This window comes from Streptomyces sp. SID14515 (assembly GCF_010548505.1).
Taxonomy (GTDB): Bacteria; Actinomycetota; Actinomycetes; order Streptomycetales; family Streptomycetaceae; genus Streptomyces; species Streptomyces caviscabies.
Genome location: NZ_JAAGMH010000110.1, coordinates 24,885 through 41,427 on the forward strand (window position 1 = coordinate 24,885; position 16,543 = coordinate 41,427).

Below are 16,543 nucleotides of genomic sequence, written 5' to 3' on the forward strand. Positions count from 1 at the left end.
CTTGACCCTCACCGACGGTGAAAGTCGGCACGCCCCCGGGCGGGCCGGTGAAGCTCTCAGGTTGAGATGACAGAGGGGGAGGCCGTTCGGGCACCCGCGCCGTGGTGCCCCTCGCAGGTCGTGACAGACCAGGAGGCCTCCACCATGACCCCCCGTCGCACTCCGCTCTCCCAGCTGGAGCAGGGCATTCCGTTCGAGCAGCGCCACATAGGGCCCGACGCCGGAGCCCAGGCGAAGATGCTCGCCCAGGTCGGCTACGGCTCCCTCGACGAGCTCACCGCCGCCGCGGTGCCCGACGTGATCAAGAGCGCGGAGGCCCTGAACCTTCCGTCGGCGCGCACCGAGGCGGAGGTGCTGGCCGAGCTGCGCTCGCTGGCCGACCGCAACCAGGTGCTGGCCCCGATGATCGGCCTCGGCTACTACGGCACCTTCACGCCGCCCGTCATCCTGCGCAACGTCATGGAGAACCCCGCGTGGTACACGGCCTACACGCCGTACCAGCCGGAGATCTCCCAGGGCCGCCTCGAAGCCCTCCTGAACTTCCAGACGATGGTCGCCGAGCTGACCGGGCTGCCCACCTCCGGCGCCTCCCTGCTCGACGAGGGCACCGCGGCCGCCGAGGCGATGGCCCTGTCCCGGCGCGTCGGCAAGGTCAAGAAGGGCGTCTTCCTGGTCGACGCCGACACCCTGCCCCAGACCGTCGCGGTCATCGAGACCCGCGCCGAGCCCACCGGCGTCGAGGTCGTCGTCGCCGACCTGAGCGACGGCATCCCCGCCGAGATCGCCGAGCGCGGCGTCTTCGGCGTCCTGCTCCAGTACCCGGGCGCCTCCGGGGCCGTGCGCGCCATCGAGCCCGTCATCGAGCAGGCCCACGAGCTCGGCGCGATCGTCACCGTCGCCGCCGACCTGCTGGCCCTCACGCTGCTCACCTCGCCCGGCGCGCTCGGTGCCGACATCGCCGTCGGCACCACCCAGCGCTTCGGCGTGCCCATGGGCTTCGGCGGCCCGCACGCCGGCTTCATGGCGGTCCGCGAGAAGTTCGCCCGCTCCCTGCCCGGCCGCCTCGTCGGCGTCTCCGTCGACGCCGACGGGAACAAGGCCTACCGCCTCGCCCTCCAGACCCGCGAGCAGCACATCCGCCGCGAGAAGGCCACCAGCAACATCTGCACCGCGCAGGTCCTGCTCGCCGTGATGGCCGGGATGTACGCGGTCTACCACGGCCCCGAGGGGCTGCGGACGATCGCCCGGCGCACCCACCGCTTCGCCGCGATCCTGGCCGACGGTCTGCGGAGCGCCGGCGCCGAGGTCGTGCACGGCGCGTTCTTCGACACCCTGACCGTGCGCGTGCCCGGCAAGGCCGCGGACGTCGTCGCGGACGCCCGGGAGCGCGGGGTCAACCTCCGCCTCGTCGACGCCGACCACGTCTCCGTCGCCTGCGACGAGACCACCACCCGTGCGCAGATCTCCGCCGTCTGGGCCGCCTTCGGCGCCGAGGGCGACATCGAGGCGCTGGACGCCACGGTCGCCGACGCGCTGCCCGAGGCGCTGCTGCGCTCCGACGACATCCTGACCCACCCGGTCTTCCACCAGCACCGCTCCGAGACCGCGATGCTGCGCTACCTGCGCAAGCTCGCCGACCGTGACTACGCGCTGGACCGCGGCATGATCCCGCTCGGCTCCTGCACCATGAAGCTGAACGCGACCGCCGAGATGGAGTCGATCACCTGGCCCGAGTTCGGCGCGCTGCACCCCTTCGCCCCAGCCGAGCAGGCGCAGGGCTTCCTCACCCTCATCCGTGAGCTGGAGGAGCGCCTGGCCGAGGTCACCGGCTACGACGCGGTGTCCATCCAGCCCAACGCCGGCTCCCAGGGCGAGTTCGCGGGTCTGCTGGCCGTCCGCGCGTACCACCGGGCCAACGGCGACGACCAGCGCACCGTCTGTCTCATCCCGTCCTCCGCGCACGGCACCAACGCCGCCAGCGCCGTCATGGCGGGCATGAAGGTCGTCGTGGTGAAGACCGCCGACGACGGCGAGGTCGACATCGCGGACCTGCGCGCCAAGATCGAGCAGCACCGCGACGAGCTGGCCGTGCTCATGATCACCTACCCGTCCACGCACGGGGTGTTCGAGGAGCACGTCGCCGACATCTGCGGCGAGGTGCACGACGCCGGCGGCCAGGTCTACGTCGACGGCGCCAACCTCAACGCGCTGGTCGGGCTCGCCAAGCCCGGCAAGTTCGGCGGCGACGTCTCGCACCTGAACCTGCACAAGACCTTCTGCATCCCGCACGGCGGCGGCGGCCCCGGCGTCGGCCCGGTCGGCGTCCGCGCGCACCTGGCCCCGTACCTCCCCAACCATCCCCTCCAGCCCGCCGCGGGCCCGGAGACCGGTGTGGGCCCGATCTCGGCCGCCCCGTGGGGCTCGGCGGGCATTCTGCCGATCTCCTGGGCGTACGTCCGTCTGATGGGCGGCGAGGGCCTCAAGCGGGCCACGCAGGTCGCCGTGCTGGCCGCGAACTACATCGCCAAGCGCCTGGAGCCGCACTTCCCGATCCTGTACAACGGCCCGGCCGGTCTGGTCGCGCACGAGTGCATCGTGGACCTGCGCCCGATCTCCAAGGCGACCGGCGTCTCCATCGACGATGTGGCCAAGCGCCTGATCGACTACGGCTTCCACTCGCCGACCATGTCGTTCCCGGTGGCCGGCACGCTGATGATCGAGCCGACGGAGAGCGAGGACCTCGCGGAGCTGGACCGGTTCTGCGACACCATGATCGCGATCCGCGCCGAGATCGAGAAGGTCGCCTCGGGGGAGTGGGGCAAGGACGACAACCCGCTGGCCAACGCCCCGCACACCGCGGCCGCGCTCGGCGGCGACTGGGAGCACGGCTACAGCCGCGAGGAGGCCGTCTTCCCGGCCGGGGTGTCCGCCGCGGACAAGTACTGGCCGCCGGTGCGCCGGATCGACGGGGCCTTCGGCGACCGGAACCTGGTCTGCTCGTGCCCCCCGCTGGACGCGTACGACGACTGAGACCGCCTGTCGTAGGGCGTGCGCCGTGAGCGGCGTGCGCCGGACATGCGTCGGGGCCGGTGCGGAGATCTCTCCGGGCCGGCCCCTTCTCGTACGACCGTCCTCAGGCGGCCTTCACCACGCGGCCGGCTGCCAGCGGCCGGTGCGGGGCGATGATCTGCCCGTCGGGCAGTAGTTCGCCGGTGTCCTCGAAGAGCAGGACGCCGTTGCACAGGAGGCTCCACCCCTGTTCGGGGTGGTGGGCCGTCAGGCGGGCGGCCTCCCGGTCGGGTGAATCGGCGGTGGGGCAGGGTGGCTGGTGCTGGCACATGGATGGGTTCTTTCGCTGCGTCGAGTCGAGTGTCCTGCGGCTGGATGAGGTGTTCATGGCCGCCCCCGTATCAGTCGGTCCGGTCCCAGTGTTGCCCTACGGGGAAGAATCCGCAGGGATTTCGCTGCAGCACCCGTACTCCTCCCATGACGCATCACCCGCGCGGACGGTTCACCGCAACTGCACTGTCCCTTTGGGTGGTTCGGGGTGGCCGGATGGGGCTAGTCCGTGTGAGCAGCACACCGCCCCCGCAGTGATCCCTTCCGTCGGTGTGCGGATCGGGGTCGCTGCGGGGGCGGTGTGCCGGGACGGCGCCGGTCAGGCCGAGCTGAGGAGCGGCCCCGGGGCCACGCGCAGCGAGATGACGGGCAGCAGATCGGCGACCCGGTGCGGGCGATGGGCGGCGATGCCCGGTGGGGCCGGCGCCAGGGGCACCAGGACGTCCGTCGGCGCGAGCACCCCGCCGGCGGGATCGGCCTCGGTGTCGCCGTGCAGCCAGAGGGTGAGCATGTACAGCTCAGGGATGGACAGCAGTCGCGCCTGGCAGGCGGTGGCCGACGCCTCGGCCTGCCGGACGGCCAGCTCGGTCGAGGCGAGGTAGGGCCCCTCGAAGAAGTGCGAGAACGTCCAGCCGTCGGGGGTGAGCACCGTGTCCGCCGCGGCGACCGCGCGGCCCTCGCTCCGGATCAGGAAACGCCAGGCCGCGAGGCGTGTCAGCGGTGCGGTCCTGGCGGGAGTGATCCGGTCCAGCACATGGACGGGAAGCGGTAGTTCGGGGCTCAGCGGTCCCTGGACGGACCGGAGAGCGGACGTTTTGGCCTCGCGGACGGCGGTGGGAGAACCGAGGGCCGCGAGAACGCTGCGCAGGGCGGGCGCGGGAGCCGAGGGGACATGCAGCGGCATGGTGGGTCGCCTCTCACTTCGGAGACACGGTGGAGCTTGGGCGGGTGCAGACGGCGCTGTCGGCATGCGGGCATGCGGGCCGGAGACGGCCGGTGACGGGCGAGTCGTATCGATTCTCTGCCTCGTTGAGCGGAGTTTATATGACGCATGTTCACACAGTGTTTCCGCTAGCAGCCGCGGATATGTCGCACAAGGCGTCATCCGGCCTTCGAATCGCGGTATTCCTGGTGATTTGAGACCGTGTTGTCGACGCCGACCTGGCGTCCTTCCGGCGGTGCGGTCGGCCGAAACTCGTCGGTGTTTCCGCCACGCATGCTCCGGCCGAAAATGCGGGGAGCCGCATGCCGCGGGAATGTGCCCCCGGTCTCCTTCAACCAGACTATCGGGTATCGGAGGCCCGTGGGGGCGTTACGGATCACTCCCGCTGGGCATTATCGATCGTGATGCGAGCGGCCTGGGCCGCGGGCCGCCCACTGGAGGAGGGACCCCTAGATGGGGGAGAAGGTCGTGGCGGAAGCCGTTGACCTGTCCGATCGACAGGCGTACCGCACCAAGCTCAACCAGTGCCTGGAGGCTCTGGGCAGACTCCTGGCGGAGCGGAGGTTCGACCGTCCGCGGAACCTGATGGGGCTGGAGATAGAGCTGAATCTCGCGGGTTCCGACGGGTTGCCCCGGATGATGAATCAGCAAGTGCTCCAGCGCATCGCGAGCCGGGATTTCCAGACCGAACTGGGGATGTTCAATCTCGAAGTGAATATCGTCCCGCACCGCCTCGGCGGCCGGGTATTCGATCAGCTCTCCGAGGAGTTGCGGACCGGTCTCGCCTATGCCCACCGCAAGGCGGGGGAGGTGGACGCGGGGATCGTGATGATCGGAATCCTGCCCACCCTGGGCGAGCACGACGTGGTGTCCGCGAATCTCTCGGACGTGGACCGCTACACCCTGCTGAACGATCAAATGGCGGCCGCCCGGGGGGAGGATTTCGCCCTGGATATCGAAGGCGTCGAGCGACTGGTCTGCACCTCGCCGTCGATCGCCCCGGAATCGGCCTGCACCTCGGTCCAGCTGCACCTCCAGGTGACGCCCGCCCGGTTCGCCGACGTGTGGAACGCGGCTCAGGCGATCACCGGCGTCCAGATCGCACTGGGCGCCAACGCCCCCTTCCTCTTCGGCAAGGAGCTGTGGCGCGAGTCCCGGCCGCCGCTGTTCCAGCAGGCCACCGACGTACGGCCGCCGGAGCTGGCGAACCAGGGCGTGCGCCCCAGGACCTGGTTCGGTGAGCGCTGGATCGGCTCCGCCCACGAGCTCTTCGAGGAGAACCTGCGCTACTTCCCGCCGCTGCTGCCGATCTGCGACGACGAGGACCCGCTGAAGGTGCTGGACGAGGGCGGGGTGCCCGAGCTGGCCGAGCTGGTGCTGCACAACGGCACCGTCTACCGCTGGAACCGCCCGGTGTACGGGATCGCCGACGGCGTCCCCCATCTGCGGGTGGAGAACCGGGTGCTGCCCGCCGGGCCGACGGTCACCGATGTGATCGCCAACGCCGCGTTCTACTACGGGCTCGTACGGGCGCTCGCCGAGGAGTCCCGGCCGGTGTGGAACAGGCTGCCGTTCGAGGCCGCCGAGGAGAATTTCACCGAGGCCTGCCGGCACGGCATCGAGGCGGAGCTGCTCTGGCCGCGTCCCGGCCGCTCCGGCGGACTGGCGAAGATCTCCGCCGTACAGCTGGTGCGGGAGGAACTGCTCCCGCTGGCCGCCGCGGGGCTGGACGCCTGGCATATCGAGCCCGCGGACCGGGACCGCTATCTCGGAGTGATCGAGGAGCGCTGCAAGCGGCGCGTCAACGGGGCCTCCTGGCAGGTGGCCACGTACCACCGGGCCCTGGACGCCGGGCTCGGGCGGGACGCGGCGCTCGCGGCGACCACCCGTCGCTATGCCGAGCTGATGCACGCGGGGGAGCCGGTGCACACCTGGCCGGTGGGCTTCCCGGCCCCCTGACGCGGGGTGCCGGACGCGCCGCGCGGGGGCCTGTCGGCCGGTCATTCCTGCGCGGCGCGTCCGTTCTGCCCCGCCGCCATGATGGCCTGCAGGATCACCGCCTGGATCTCCGCCGGGTCGCTCACCTCGTAGCCGTCGCCGCCGGTGACCCGCGCGATCTCGGCGACCTCGTCGCGGTCCGCGTCCGGGCCCACCGCGATGGCGATGACCGGTACGGGGCGCTCCGGATCGACCAGCTTCTTCAGCTCGGCGATGAGCCCGGTCCGCGAGATGCTGTTCTCGTCCTGGTTGGAGCCGTCGGTGAGGATCACCAGGGCGTTGAACTTGTCCTTCCGATACGTCGACCGGGCCTCCTTGTACGAGGCCAGCGTCGTGTCGTACAGCCCGGTCGCACCGCCCGGCACCGGCTCCAGGCCCGCGAACGCGGCCGTGAGCCTCTCCCGGTGGGTTCCGCCGCCCGCCGCCGGGTCGCCGAGCCGCTTCGTGGGCATGAGCCGCCGGTAGTCCTTGTCGCCGTCCAGCGTGGTGGCGAACTCCCACAGCCCGATCTCGTCGTTGGGGGTGAACTGGCCCAGCGCCTGGATTAGAGACTCCTTCGTGACGTCCATCCTGGACTGGCCCCGGCCCGGTACGAGTGTCGCCATGGAGCCGGAGGCGTCGACCACGGTGGTCAGCCGGGCGCTCTGCACGGTGATGGTCCACATCCCGAGCGTCTCCTGGAGCACCTTCGCCGAGGGCGCCTCGGCGGCCTGTTCGGCGTACGGCTGGGGCTTTCGGCCGCCGGCCGCCGCGACGAGCGAGTCCTTCGCGGTCCCGTCGCCGGCCCGGAACCCGTGCTCGGCGAACGTGGCCCGAGCCTCCCGGTCGCCCAGCAGATTCATGAAGCGCAGGGCCGCGCGGGACTCCGCGGTGCTCAGCCGCACCTCGTTCACCAGTGTGTACGGGTAGTCCAGCAGCGGCGTGCCGTCCTCGGGGTAGAAGAGGTCCAGCTTGCCCCCGCCGGTCGCCTCCGCGTTGTGCGTGAAGGCCGACTGCTCGGAGATCAGGACCGCCTGGTTGCGCTTCGGGTTGCCCTCCTCGGCCCCTGACGTGCTGCGCGCCAGGGTCTCCAGCACCTGCGCGTCGCCGTCCGACATCCGCTCGGCGAGCACCTTCGCGGTCTGGGCGACCCGGGTGTCGCTGTCCCCGCCCTGCCGCGCGGACGAGGCGCCGATGCTGGTGAGCGCCAGCAGCCCGGTGGCGCTGCGCGCCGGATCCGCGGCGCCGAGGCGTACCCGGTCGGAACCGAGCGCCGCCGCGACCAACTCGGCCCAGGAGTACGTCTTCTCGGGCCACCCCAGCGTCTGTGCGGCGGACGGCACCATGGCCAGCGCCACCGGTGAGGAGGCCACTGAGTCGGACGGGGAGACGGGGATGCCCTCGCCCAGCCCCTTGGCCCGCTCCAGCCACAGGTCGGAGTCGGGCAGCCAGACCTGGAAGTCGGGATCCGCGCCCCCGGCGGCGAGCGCCTCGGCGACCTTGTGCGAATCGCGGGCCAGCACCTCCACCGCGAGGCAGCGGCCGTCGGCCCTGACCTCGTCCGCGCGGGCCTGCTCGGCCACGGAGCGTACGGCGGGGGCGATGTCCGGGGAGGCGACCACGGACAGACGCACGGTGGAGTCCTCGCAGGAACCGGAGAACGACAACAGGCCGCCCTTGACCGCTACAGCCGTTCCCGCCGCCACGGCGAGGACGAGCAGGGTGGCGATGGCGACCGTGCGACGCCGGCGCCGGGGGCTTCGGCGGTCCCGGCGTCCTTCGGTCGCGTGGCCGTCGGGCAAGCTATGACGTCCCATGTCGGTGGTGCCCCTCCTTGAGGATCAAACAAGGAAAGGGGGACCGCGCCATCAGCGATGGCGGTCGTCCCCCGGCCTGTCGCGCATGATCTTCGTACGTGCTTTCGAGACACTAGCGGGACGGTTGGCGGGATGAGACGCGATTGCAGAACAAAAGGCAGGTGTGCAGGTGGAGGCCGGGCGCGTGGCTGATTCTTTTCCCCAAGAGGCCGTGTCACGAAGGATCTTGCGGACCGAGGTGGTGCTGGTCCTGGCGCTCTCGCTGGGCGCCAGTGCACTGTCCTCCCTCATCAGTTTTGTCGGATCACTGACGAAACCGGGAGGCTTGAAGGACCAGGCGGCGAAGCTCAACGGCTCGTACGCTCCGGACCGCCCATGGCTTGATCTGTCATGGCAAATGTTCGGAATCGCAACGGCTCTGGTGCCGGTCGCGCTGGTCGCGCACCTGCTGATCCGGGAGGGAACGGGCCTGCGGGCCATCGGCTTCGACCGGGCCAGGCCCTGGTTCGACCTCGGGCGGGGAACCCTGGTCGCGGCCGGCATCGGCAGCGCCGGGCTGGCCTTCTACCTCGTGGCGCACGCCACCGGATTCAACCTGACGGTCGTCCCCGAATCCCTGCCCGAGGTCTGGTGGAAGTACCCCGTACTGATCCTCTCGGCGATCCAGAACTCCGTGGTGGAGGAGGTCATCGTCGTCGGGTATCTGCTGCGCAGACTCGGGCAGTTGGGCTGGACGCCGATGGCGGCCCTGGTGGCCAGCTCCGTGCTGCGCGGTTCGTACCACCTGTACCAGGGGATCGGCGGCTTCATCGGCAATGTGGTGATGGGCGTCGTCTTCGTGCTGCTCTACCGGCGCTGGGGCCGGGTGGGCCCGCTGGTCGTCGCGCACGCGCTCCTGGACATCGGGGCGTTCGTCGGATACGCGCTGCTCGCGGGCCGGGTCGGCTGGCTGCCGACGCCCTGAGTGCGGTGCGGTGCGGTGCGGCGAGAGGGCGAGGGGGGTGCGCCGGAGTTCGGCGCACCCCGGTGGGGCCGTCGGTCAGAGCGTGGTGAGCAGTTCGCCGTCGATCACCGTGACCGCGCTGCCGGTCAGCAGAGTGCGCTCACCGCGCAGTGCGGTGCGGACCAGGCCCGAGCGGGCGGATGCCTGGAGTCCGGTGAGGTCGTCGCGGCCGAGGCGGGCCGACCAGAAGGGGGCCAGCGCGGTGTGGGCGCTGCCGGTGACCGGGTCCTCGTCGATGCCGACGCCCGGGAAGAAGCCGCGCGAGACGTAGTCGTAGCCCCGGGCGGGGTCCTCGGCCTCTGCGGTGGCGATGACGCCGCGCCGGGAGTGGGCCACCAGCGCGGCGAAGTCCGGTGCGAGCGCCCGTACGGTCGCCTCGTCGCGGAGTTCGACGAGCAGGTCGCCGATGTGCTCGCCGGTGTCGTGCACCGAGACGGGGTCGGCCCCGAGGACGTCGGCGAGACCGTACGGCACCGGCTCCTCGGTCAGCGGGGAGGTCGGGAAATCGAGGGTGAGGGAGCCGTCCGCGTGGGCGGTCGCGGTCAGGATCCCGCAGCGCGCGGCGAACCGCACCGGGCCCGAGGCCAGGCCCGTGGTGTGCAGGACATGGGCGGTGGCGAGCGTCGCGTGCCCGCACATGTCCACCTCCGTGGCCGGGGTGAACCAGCGCAGCGCCCAGTCGGCCGTGCCGCCCGGCGGCAGCGGGTGGGCGAAGGCCGTCTCGGAGAGGTTGACCTCGGCCGCGATCTCCTGAAGGCGCTCGGCGGCCGGGAACGCGCCGCTCTCCAACAGCAGCACGCCGGCGGGGTTTCCGGAGAAGGGGCGGTCGGTGAACGCGTCGACGATGCGAATCCTCATGGGGCGACCGTAGGTCGGCGGCGCGGAGATCGGCCAAGGCCAATTCCGGGTGTCTGGCCCTTGTCCGCCCCCGCCGGGACCCGCCCGAGGAGGTTCACCGGCTCAAGGAGGAGAACGGCGAGGACATCGTCGAGGGCCTTCGCGGCGGGAGCACCCTTCAGGTACGCCGCGGCCTGAGCTCGACCGGCGTACGGCCGGGGCGGGTGTCGAGCGACCAGGTGTGCGTACAGCCGGGGCACTGGAGGTGCAGCACCGGACCGTTGTTGGAGATCAGATAGCGCCAGTGCTCGCCGCAGGTGCGACGGTCCGCGCAGGTCGCGCAGTGGCGGGCGTCGTCGCAGGCGGGGCAGGCCACCCAGGCGCGGCGGGCGATGTCCGCCTGCGGATCAATGGGCAGCCGCACGGCCCGGATCCTCGTCCGGCAGGACACCGGCGGCCACCAGCCGGTCGTAGGTGCGCTGCTGATCGGCGTCCAGGCCCGAGTAGAGCAGGGCGTAGGCCTCGTTCTCGCTGCGGAGGGCGGCCACCGGATCCCAGTCGGGCCCCAGCGCGGCGACGACCTCGGCCCTTCGCCGTGCTTCCTCGAAGGTCAGATCGATGGTGAAGGGGGTGAGCTCGGCTGTCCTGTCCTGATCCAGGGGTGCGTTCATGGCTGCGCTTCCGGTGTGGGAGGTGGAACCTCACCATCTGTACCAGGCCCGCGCAGCGACAGGGAAGGGTGACCTAAGTCGCCCGGCGGGGCTTCGGTCTCGCGGCCTCGGGGGCGCGTCCTCGGATCGGTGGGCGAGGACGGGTGGTTGTCCGTACGGGGGTGCGCACGGCGGCCCGGTCCGCGCGCGGCCTTGTGGCGTACGTCATAGCGTGAGCCTCCGTCCCAGGCGTACGAGCGGGGAGGCGGCCATGACGGCCGGGGACAGCATCATGCCCGCGGCCGCCGCCAGGAGGCCGGCGCGCAGCCCCCACTCCTGCGCGAGAAGGCCGCCGAGCAGCGAGCCGAGCGGGGTGCAGCCCATGCCGACGAAGGTGATCGTCGCGGCCGCGCGCCCCTGCATCCCGTCCGGCGTGACGGCCTGCCGTACGGACATGACGGTGACGTTCACCAACTGGCTGAAGGCCCCGAACACGAAGTTGACGGCGAGGAGCGCGAGGATCGTCGCGGTCGAGGGGCCGTGCAGTGCCGGTACGCACAGCAGTGCGCCGTTGCCGAGCACCGCTGCCGCCACGAGCACCACGCCGTGGCCGAACCGCCCCGGCAGCCGTGCGGCCAGGACCGAGCCCAGGAGCGCGCCCGGCCCGGTCGCCGCGAGGGCGAGCCCGACGGTGGCGCCCGGCAGGTGCAGTTCGCGCGGGAGGAAGAGGAGGTAGACGGTCATGGTGGCGGAGAGGGAGAACTGGAAGGCGGCCGAGGCGAGGCACACGGCCCGCAGCCAGGGGTTTCCGGCGACGAAGCGGAGGCCCTCGTGGATCCGGTGCCGGAGCCGGGAGGCCTGCTGTGGAACCGGCGCCACGCGCTCCGGTACGGCTTCCCTGCGGCGGATCCGCCGCAGGGACACGAACGACACCGCGAAGAACAGCGCGCCGGACGCGGTGGCGACCGGCGCCGACAGCAGGGACACCAGCGCACCACCGAGCGCGGGACCGCCGATCTGCGCGGCGGACCGGCTGCCCTCCAGCGCGCTGTTGCCCTGCACGAGCTGATCGCGCCGCACCATCCGTACGAGGGAGGCCTGGTGCGCCACGTCGAAGAGCACGGACAGGGCCCCGACGGTGAACGCCACCACGAACAGGGCGGGCAGACCGAGCAGTCCGAGGAGTCCCGCCACGGCTGCCGCGCCCAGCGCCACGGCGCGGGCGGCGTCGGTGAGCACCATCACGGTGCGGGCCCGCCACCGGTCCACCCACGCACCCGCGAGGAGCGAGAGCAGCAGGACCGGCGCCTGCCCCACGGCGCGGAGGACGCCCAACTGGCCCGCGCCGGCGTCGAGCGTCAGAACGGCGAAGAGCGGCAGCACGACGAGCGTGGTGTGTTCGCCGAGCTGGGAGGCCGTCTGGCCCGCCCAGAGCCTGCGGAAGTCGGCGTCCCGCCACAAGGAGGAGGAAGGGGCGGCGGAGGGTGAAGGGGAAGGGGGCTGCACGGAAGCCTCTGGGGTCGCCGGAAACGAGAACCGGCGCCCGGCGCGCGAAAGCACGCCGGGCATCGGTCGGGAAAGGGCTCGCTGTGCCGCGACTTCAGGGGCAGCACGCGATGACGGGCCGGTCTCGGCCTACGACGTCAACGCGCGCTCGGACGACCGGGCATGTCTCTCCGCCTTCTCCGCTCCTGGTGGGTCACTCGTCGCCCCGAACGCTAGCGCTCGGCGGGCGGGCGCGACAGGCGATTACGGGCGACTACAGGTACGGGCACCTACCGGCGTACGAGGTCGCATCACGCCACGGCGGTGCCTTCGAGCTCCACCAACTGGCCGGGTACCGCCAGTCGCGTCACTCCGAGCATGGTGCTGGCCGGCGCCACCCCGGCCGCGCCCAACCGCCCCGCCAGTACGCCGTAGTGCTGGAAGAGCAGATCGACGTCGGTCGTGTAGACGTTGAGCCGGACGAGGTTCGCGAGGGACATGCCGGCCTCGCCGAGCACGGCCTGCAGGTTGTCGGTGCTCAGCGCCAACTGCGCCGCCATGTCACCGTCGTGCAGGGGCTTGCCGTCGTCGCTCATCGCGGTCTGGCCCGAGATGTACAGGGTCCGGGCCTGCCCGGAAACGACCTCGCCCTGGTTGAACCCCAGGTCCACCGACCACGTCACCGGGTTGACGGCTGTTCGTTCCACGGCCACTTCAGCTCCATTCGATGCGGGGAATACGTACGTCCATCGGCTCGGCGGTCGCCGGCTTCGACGTCGTGCTGGGGAGCCTGCCAACAAATGACGACACCCTTGGTCATGTATTTCGTTACGGTTCCCGCATGCGCGCCGACCGACTGGTCTCCCTGGTACTGCTGTTGCGTCAGCGCGGCCGGCTGACCGCGGACACCCTGGCCCGCGAGCTGGAGGTGTCCACCCGCACCGTGCTGCGCGACATCGAGGCGCTGTCCGCGGCCGGCGTTCCCGTCTACGCCGAACGCGGCCGGCACGGCGGGTTCGCGTTGCTGCCCGGCTTCCGGACCGAACTCACCGGGCTGAACCACGACGAGGCCCTTGCCCTGCTGGCCGCCGGATCGGGGCGCGGGGAGCAGGTGTTCGGCCTCGGGTCGGCGCTCGCCTCGGCGATGCGGAAGGTCGTCGACGCGCTGCCCGAAAGCCATCAGGCCACCGCGAGCGACGCGGCCCGGCGGTTTCTCGTCGACCCGGAGACCGATCTGCTCTCACGCCGGACCGTCGCCGACGAGGTGTCCGGCCCCACCATGATCGAGGTCCGCCGGGCCGTGCTCGCCGGACACAAACTGCGCATCCACTACGCGGCCACGGGCCAGGGGCCGCAGTGGCGCACGGTGGACCCGATCGGGCTGGTCACCGTACGGGACCGGGGCTATCTGCTGGCCACGAGATCCGGCGCGGACCGCACCTACCGGCTGTCGCGGGTGCTGGCCGCCGAGGAGCTGCCCGAACCGGCACAGCGGCCGGACCGGGTCGATCTGGACCGGATCTGGCGGGAACGGTCCGCGCGGTTCCTCTCCGACGAGCACATCACCGTGCTGGTACGGGTGAACCCGGTGCGGCGGGAGGAGTTGCTCGGCACCGTGCTGGCCGTCCGCGCGGAAGACCCCGACGCGGACGGCTGGCCGAGGCTGGAGGTCACCTTCCAGGACTCACGGCACGCCGAATGGGCGCTGTGGCAGCTCGGCACGGACGCGGAAGCCCTGGCCCCGCAGTCGCTGCGCAACGCCCTGCGGGACCGGGCCGCCACGATCGCGGCCCGCTACGGAGAGGCATCCCGGGAGCCCTTCCGGCCGGGCGGCCCCTGATGCTTCGCCGGAGCGGGCCGGTCCACTGCTCCATGTCGTCGGACCTGGGCCGATGGACGATGGTCGATCGCCGTCGGCCGATCGCCGTCGGCCGGTGTCCTACGTCCGTTCCGTGCTGAGCGGCGTCGGCGGTACGCCGGGCGGAGGAACGTCGAGAACGCGGGCGAGGGCGGCCACCAGAGGAGCGGAGTGGTCGGGCAGGTGCCCGGAGACCCAGTCGGCCGCCACCGCGAGAAACTCGGTCAGGTCGCGCTCGGCGCCGGCGAGCAGACGGCGAAGCCCGGTGACCGGCAGTTCGATCACCGGGCTGTCCGTCCGGTCGGTGTCGACGGTCAGGCGGACGGTGTCGCCGAGGCGCTCGGCCAGCGACGACCGAGGATCGTGGCCGTACCCGATTCCGCCCCCGCAGTCGGCGAGCACGTACCAGTCGCGCCAGTCCTCCAGGCCGTCGCAGCAGCCGGGCGAGAAGACGACGCCCGTGGCGGTGTCCGTGACCCGCAGACCGCCCGCGGCGTAGAGGCTGTCGAGGGTCAGCAGTCCGTGCAGGAAGCCGCTGACAGGGTCGGTCGGCCGGGGCGGCAGTTCGTCGTCATCCGTGGGGCCGACGTCATTGCACGCGGCGATGCGCATGAGCGCCGTCCCGACCTCGGCGGGTGAAAGGTCGCCGCCGAGCGGCAGGAAGCCGAACCGTTCGGTCTCCACGACGGGCCAGAGGTCGAAGCCGTCGGGGGTGTTCATCTCCAGGACGGGCCGCATCACGATCATTCGGCGAAGTGTTCCCCATCCCGGAAGCGAAGGGGATCGAGGCTCCCCGAGATGCTGTGCATCCACCGATCGGTGGATGCGCGAATCAACCGGGGCTCGGACGCCACGGTCGATGTGGCGGGGTGCGGTGCGTCCGTAACTTCGCGGTATGACCGCGTTGGAAGTACGGAATCTGCACAAGCGATACGGGCGGCACATCGCCGTCGACGACGTCTCCTTCACCGTTGAGGAGGGGGAGATCTTCGGCGTCATCGGACCCAACGGCGCCGGCAAGACGACCACCGTCGAGAGCGTCGCCGGGCTGCGGACACCCGACTCGGGCTCGATCTCGGTGCTGGGACTCGACCCGGTCAAGGACCGGGCGGAGGTGCGTGAGCTACTCGGCGTGCAACTGCAGGAGAGCAGCTTCCCGGACGCGATCAAGGTCGCCGAAGCGCTCGAACTCTACGGTTCCTTCTACCGGGACCCGGCCGATCGGCGCGAGCTCATGGAGCTCCTGGGTCTCACGGAGAAACGCGACACGCGGTACAAGGCCCTCTCGGGCGGGCAGAAGCAGCGGCTTTCGATCGCGCTCGCCCTGGTCGGCAACCCGAAGGTCGCGATTCTCGACGAGCTCACGACGGGACTGGACCCGCAGGCGAGGCGCGACACCTGGAGCCTCGTCGAGCGGGTCCGTGACACGGGCGTCACGATCGTCCTCGTCACGCACTTCATGGATGAGGCGGAGCGCCTCAGCGACCGGATCGCCGTCATCGACGGTGGCCGGGTCGCCGCCGTGGACACGCCCGCGGGGCTGATCGCGCGGTCGAGCGCGGTGCAGCAGGTCCGGTTCCGTGTGAGGCAGCCGCTGGACAGGAGTGCCCTGACCGAGCTTCCCGACGTGACCGATGTCGAGATCACCGAGGGCCGCTGGCTGGTCACCGGCAGCGGACAGCTTCTGAGCAGCGTCGCCGGGGCTCTCGCCAGGGCGCAGGTCGTGGCGGAGGACCTCCGCGTCGACCAGCGCAACCTCGACGACGCGTTCGTGGCCTTCACGGGCCGAGCCCCGGATGCCCCGGAATCCCGGGAGTCTCCGGATTCCCCGGATTCCCCGGAACGCTCCGAGAGGAGGGCCGGGTGATGCGTGCTCTCCTGAAGATGGTCGAGGTCGAGACGAAACTCTTCCTGCGGGACTCCGCCACCGTCACCTTCGGTGTGCTGTTCCCGGCGGGACTCCTGCTCGGGCTGGGCGCCGTCCCGGCGCTGGGAGAGTCGTCGCCGGAGACCGGCGGGCTCCGGTCCATCGACATCTGGGCGCCGACCGCGCTGGTGTTCGGGATGGTGATGATCGCCGTGCAGCACATCCCGGCGGTGATCGCGACGTACCGGGAGCGCGGCATCCTGCGCAGGCTGTCGACCACTCCCGCGCATCCGCGGAGCGTGCTGCTCGCGCAGATGACGGTCGCGTTCGCCTCCGTGCTCGTCTCCGCGGCGCTCATGATCTTCCTCGCGTGGGCGGTGCTGGACATCGCGCCGCCCGAGCAGCCCCTGAAGTTCGTCGTCGCCTTCGTCGTCGGCTACGCGGCACTGCTCGGGCTCGGCATGATCTCCGCGGCCGTGGTCCGCACGAGCAGTGCCGCGAACCAGACCGGCACCCTCCTGTTCGTCGCGCTGATGTTCTTCGGCGGGGCCTTCCTGCCCCGGGTCCTCATGCCCGACGTGCTGCGCGAGGCCGGCGAGTTCATCCCGCCCGGTCTTCAGGCCCTCACCGCGGCGTGGTCCGCCGAAGCGGGCGAGGTCACCGCCACCGCCGGTGGGCAGCCCTTCTGGCTGCAGATCGCCATAATGGCGGGTGTCGCAGTGATCGCGAGCACGATCGCCGCCAAGCTCTTCCGCTGGGAGTAGGTC

General features: G+C 71.3%; 15 protein-coding genes. 6 read left to right on the plus strand and 9 right to left on the minus strand.

Annotated features, from left to right (window positions below):
- The first annotated feature begins 144 nt into the window (after nucleotides 1-144).
- On the plus strand, nucleotides 145-3,030 hold the full coding sequence (gene gcvP / locus G3I54_RS25765) for an aminomethyl-transferring glycine dehydrogenase (protein ID WP_164617542.1): 2,886 nt from the start codon (nucleotides 145-147) through the stop codon (nucleotides 3,028-3,030).
- Nucleotides 3,031-3,133: 103 nt separating this feature from the next.
- Here the strand turns inward: gcvP and G3I54_RS25770 are convergent, their stop codons facing one another.
- Together G3I54_RS25770 and G3I54_RS25775 are read right to left on the minus strand one after the other, a co-directional pair.
- The gene (locus G3I54_RS25770) at nucleotides 3,134-3,340 is read right to left on the minus strand and encodes a DUF5999 family protein (protein WP_007452228.1); all 207 of its coding nucleotides are present in this window, start codon (nucleotides 3,338-3,340) and stop codon (nucleotides 3,134-3,136) included.
- Nucleotides 3,341-3,658: 318 nt separating this feature from the next.
- Entirely contained in the window at nucleotides 3,659-4,243 is a 585-nt protein-coding gene (locus G3I54_RS25775; protein WP_164617545.1) for a hypothetical protein, read from the minus strand.
- 492 nt (nucleotides 4,244-4,735) lie between these two features.
- Between G3I54_RS25775 and G3I54_RS25780 the strand changes: the two genes are divergently transcribed.
- A complete protein-coding gene (locus G3I54_RS25780; protein ID WP_164617547.1) occupies nucleotides 4,736-6,241 on the plus strand; it encodes a glutamate--cysteine ligase in 1,506 nt (501 codons plus the stop codon).
- Between the two features lie 41 nt (nucleotides 6,242-6,282).
- Here G3I54_RS25780 and G3I54_RS25785 read toward each other — a convergent pair whose 3' ends face one another.
- The gene (locus tag G3I54_RS25785) at nucleotides 6,283-8,076 is read right to left on the minus strand and encodes a substrate-binding and VWA domain-containing protein (protein ID WP_203687174.1); all 1,794 of its coding nucleotides are present in this window, start codon (nucleotides 8,074-8,076) and stop codon (nucleotides 6,283-6,285) included.
- A 184-nt stretch (nucleotides 8,077-8,260) separates the two neighbouring features.
- On the opposite strand from G3I54_RS25785, the gene G3I54_RS25790 reads away from it, so the two are divergent.
- Nucleotides 8,261-9,040: a CPBP family intramembrane glutamic endopeptidase gene (locus tag G3I54_RS25790; RefSeq protein WP_164617549.1), complete on the plus strand. Its 780-nt coding sequence runs from the start codon at nucleotides 8,261-8,263 to the stop codon at nucleotides 9,038-9,040.
- A gap of 75 nt (nucleotides 9,041-9,115) precedes the next feature.
- Here the strand turns inward: G3I54_RS25790 and G3I54_RS25795 are convergent, their stop codons facing one another.
- The 5 genes from G3I54_RS25795 to G3I54_RS25815 all read right to left on the minus strand — a co-directional run bounded on the left by G3I54_RS25795 (nucleotide 9,116) and on the right by G3I54_RS25815 (nucleotide 12,758).
- Nucleotides 9,116-9,937 (minus strand): PhzF family phenazine biosynthesis protein, encoded by an 822-nt coding sequence (locus G3I54_RS25795; protein WP_164617551.1) that lies wholly within the window; start codon nucleotides 9,935-9,937, stop codon nucleotides 9,116-9,118.
- Between the two features lie 157 nt (nucleotides 9,938-10,094).
- Complete coding sequence (locus tag G3I54_RS25800; protein ID WP_164617553.1) at nucleotides 10,095-10,340, minus strand: hypothetical protein; 246 nt, start codon at nucleotides 10,338-10,340, stop codon at nucleotides 10,095-10,097.
- On the minus strand, nucleotides 10,324-10,587 hold the full coding sequence (locus G3I54_RS25805) for a DUF6400 family protein (RefSeq protein ID WP_164617555.1): 264 nt from the start codon (nucleotides 10,585-10,587) through the stop codon (nucleotides 10,324-10,326). The genes G3I54_RS25800 and G3I54_RS25805 overlap by 17 nt, the downstream gene beginning before the upstream one ends.
- A 204-nt stretch (nucleotides 10,588-10,791) precedes the next feature.
- Complete coding sequence (locus G3I54_RS25810; protein WP_343240418.1) at nucleotides 10,792-12,072, minus strand: MFS transporter; 1,281 nt, start codon at nucleotides 12,070-12,072, stop codon at nucleotides 10,792-10,794.
- 290 nt (nucleotides 12,073-12,362) lie between these two features.
- Nucleotides 12,363-12,758 carry a RidA family protein gene (locus tag G3I54_RS25815; protein WP_164617559.1) on the minus strand — a complete coding sequence of 132 codons (396 nt, stop codon included), beginning with the start codon at nucleotides 12,756-12,758 and terminating at the stop codon, nucleotides 12,363-12,365.
- 134 nt (nucleotides 12,759-12,892) lie between these two features.
- Here G3I54_RS25815 and G3I54_RS25820 point away from each other — a divergent pair, with 134 nt between their 5' ends.
- Nucleotides 12,893-13,891 (plus strand): WYL domain-containing protein, encoded by a 999-nt coding sequence (locus tag G3I54_RS25820; RefSeq protein WP_164617561.1) that lies wholly within the window; start codon nucleotides 12,893-12,895, stop codon nucleotides 13,889-13,891.
- A 99-nt stretch (nucleotides 13,892-13,990) separates the two neighbouring features.
- On the opposite strand, the gene G3I54_RS25825 is transcribed toward G3I54_RS25820, so the two are convergent.
- Nucleotides 13,991-14,656, minus strand: a complete 666-nt coding sequence (locus G3I54_RS25825) for a hypothetical protein (RefSeq protein ID WP_164617563.1) — start codon at nucleotides 14,654-14,656, stop codon at nucleotides 13,991-13,993.
- Between the two features lie 148 nt (nucleotides 14,657-14,804).
- Between G3I54_RS25825 and G3I54_RS25830 the strand changes: the two genes are divergently transcribed.
- Nucleotides 14,805-15,776, plus strand: coding sequence for an ABC transporter ATP-binding protein (locus tag G3I54_RS25830; RefSeq protein WP_164617565.1), 972 nt, complete (start codon nucleotides 14,805-14,807; stop codon nucleotides 15,774-15,776).
- Nucleotides 15,776-16,540, plus strand: a complete 765-nt coding sequence (locus tag G3I54_RS25835) for an ABC transporter permease (RefSeq protein WP_203687176.1) — start codon at nucleotides 15,776-15,778, stop codon at nucleotides 16,538-16,540. The genes G3I54_RS25830 and G3I54_RS25835 overlap by 1 nt, the downstream gene beginning before the upstream one ends.
- Nucleotides 16,541-16,543 lie beyond the last annotated feature (3 nt).